Consider the following 2,332-nt stretch of genomic DNA (forward strand, 5'->3'; position numbering starts at 1 on the left):
CTGACGCCTTCTAACGCCCCAATAAGGGGCTGATAATAGTTTGCTAAAATGTGAAACGAAGTGGAACCGAGCAAACTGTTAGCAGTCCCGCTTGATTGGCTTGTTATGTTTACTTTGGAAAGCCTGAAACTTTAGCTACTAGCAGACCTTCTTTGTGCCATTCAGTCTGCTCCGAGCTAAAAATTTGAGCATCTAGTTTTATTGATGGTTCTTCATTTAAACTGCCAGCAGGAACAATTAAAGATTTACCACTTTGCGATATAAACGGTAATCCAGATGCACAATTCTCACAGAATGCTTTCGAAAAAGAACGTTTGGGATGATCATAGCGTTTGATTTTTTCAACACCTTTAACCCAATTTATATTATCAGGTGAAGTGAATAAATTAGAAGCGTGAGCACTACCAGTTAACTTTCTACATTGTTCACAGTGACAAAAGAAAAAATTACTGAAATTATCTTCTAGTGTAAACTCTACGTCTCCACAGCAACAACTACCTGAAATTATATTAGCCATAATAACCTCCGTGTTAGATAAATGATTGTAAACATAACGCCTAATTAACAGGCAAAAAATATGTTGGCTAAAATAAGCGACGAAGGAGCAAAAGCCAACTGTTTTTTGTCCTTGTTTAATTACTTGTTATATTTTTACTGCTTCACCAATGCTGATTTTACAATGGCAAAACCAATAAAACCTAGCAATGCACCCGTAATCTTATCAACGTAATAAGCTGCTTTAGTAAACTTGCTGCGCACTGTACGGGTTGAAAGCAAGAAAATAATAGATAAATCCCATAAGAATACAATAACGGTCATCCAAACCCCTAAGCCTAACTTAAAAGCAAAGCCTACTTCTGGGGTAAGCACCACAGTAAAAAGACTAAGGTAAAACAATAAATTCTTGGGATTTAATATCCCAGACATGAATCCAGTAACAAACTCCTTTAAAAAAGTCGATTTACTATAGTCGTTATTTTTAGATTCTATAATATCTAAATTATTATATGAACTTTTACGGGCGCGTAAGGCTTGTATCGCTAGATAAATAAGAAATAACCCACCGATAATTTTTAATGCAATCATTACAGGAACAGAAGCAGCTAAAATAGAACCTACGCCAATTAAACATAAACCGATATACACCGCGTTAGCTGATGCAATGCCTAATGCAACACCAATAGCGTTTTTACCTTCGTTTTTAATTGCACTTTTTACAACAAGCACAAAGTCAGGTCCAGGGCTTAACAAAGCAAGAAAATGTGCTATTGCAACAGTAACAAAGATACCTAGTAAATTTACATCCATATGAATCACCTTTTATTGATATTTGAAATATGCACAGAACTCTAATAAAAATATAACACCCCACTAAGGGGCAATAACACATGGGCTAAAATTAGGAACGAAGTGACGCAGCCCATGTGTTAGCGTCCCAGCGAGCAGCGCGAGCGCCTTTAGTGTTTTGTTATATGGCAAACTCTTCGTTTGGTTCTTCTAGTTGTTCCACTTCTTCGAGCCCGCAAATACCATTACCACCGTCAAGATAACGCAGACCAAGGTAAACTTGTTCTCCGATTTGTTCTGCCTGAATTACGACGGCAGGAGTTCGTTCTCCTGTTTTTTCATTAATCTGAATAACACATGTAGGTAATTTGGCATCCAGTACAAAGCTACCCTCTGGTATATAGAAAACAGCTAAGCCGTTTTTTACATCCATTTCAGAGGCAACTCGCCCTGATATGTGAGGTAAGGTATTCCAATTGTCAGGTTTGAATGAGTCCCACATGTTTAACTTTCCATATAACTTTTCAATAACGGGCGCAGGCACGTAGGGCATAATGGCGAAGCCGCCCTGCGTGTATGCGTCCCAGCGAACAAAGTGAGCGAGTTTATTGAGTTGTTATATGCGTGCCTATTACAACACATGGACGTCGTTGATAGTTGCTGCATAAAATCCATTACCTTGCGGGATAAACTCAAACTCCACTGTTAAATCCGTAATCTCACTATTAGACGGAAGATAAAAACCACAAATTAGGTTTCCAGATTCGGTTTCCAAATATTCAGAAGAACATTTGGAAAGGTCTTCATTTTGGAATGTTACTGGCGATGTATTGTTGTAATATTCCTGAACTGCAAATTTTAATTTGGCTTCTGTCCAAGTTTCTCCGCAGCTGTTTGGACAATCCAATAGTTTCTGGGCTTCGTTGAACTTTTGTAGAGAAAGCAGCCTTAACCAACTCTGACAGTAAGACTTCACATGCACTTCTTTGTTTTGTTCAGCGATAGATAGCATGAATTCCTCAAAAGCATATAACGCTAAGCTTTG

At 38.1% G+C, this 2,332-nt stretch carries 4 protein-coding genes; all 4 read right to left on the reverse strand.

What is annotated here, in order from left to right:
• Positions 1 to 109 precede the first annotated feature (109 nt).
• Entirely contained in the window at positions 110 to 517 is a 408-nt protein-coding gene (locus tag C7Y69_RS21400; RefSeq protein ID WP_126874107.1) for a GFA family protein, read from the reverse strand.
• Positions 518 to 651: 134 nt separating this feature from the next.
• Positions 652 to 1,308 carry a LysE family translocator gene (locus tag C7Y69_RS21405; protein WP_085306442.1) on the reverse strand — a complete coding sequence of 219 codons (657 nt, stop codon included), beginning with the start codon at positions 1,306 to 1,308 and terminating at the stop codon, positions 652 to 654.
• A 160-nt stretch (positions 1,309 to 1,468) separates the two neighbouring features.
• Positions 1,469 to 1,840: a hypothetical protein gene (locus tag C7Y69_RS21410; RefSeq protein WP_221885339.1), complete on the reverse strand. Its 372-nt coding sequence runs from the start codon at positions 1,838 to 1,840 to the stop codon at positions 1,469 to 1,471.
• Positions 1,841 to 1,918: 78 nt separating this feature from the next.
• A partial coding sequence (locus tag C7Y69_RS21415; protein WP_260563961.1) for a hypothetical protein occupies positions 1,919 to 2,332 on the reverse strand: 414 nt, incomplete at its 5' end.

The sequence above is a fragment of the Alteromonas sp. KS69 genome, assembly GCF_003989595.1.
In the GTDB taxonomy this organism is placed as follows: Bacteria; Pseudomonadota; Gammaproteobacteria; order Enterobacterales; family Alteromonadaceae; genus Alteromonas; species Alteromonas naphthalenivorans.

Bases quoted from the DNA above. Each gene is read 5' to 3' on its own strand.
- C7Y69_RS21405 (WP_085306442.1), bottom strand. From the start codon at position 1,308: ATGGATGTAAATTTACTAGGTATCTTTGTTACTGTTGCAATAGCACAT.
- C7Y69_RS21400 (WP_126874107.1), bottom strand. From the start codon at position 517: ATGGCTAATATAATTTCAGGTAGTTGTTGCTGTGGAGACGTAGAGTTT.
- C7Y69_RS21410 (WP_221885339.1), bottom strand. From the start codon at position 1,840: ATGCCCTACGTGCCTGCGCCCGTTATTGAAAAGTTATATGGAAAGTTA.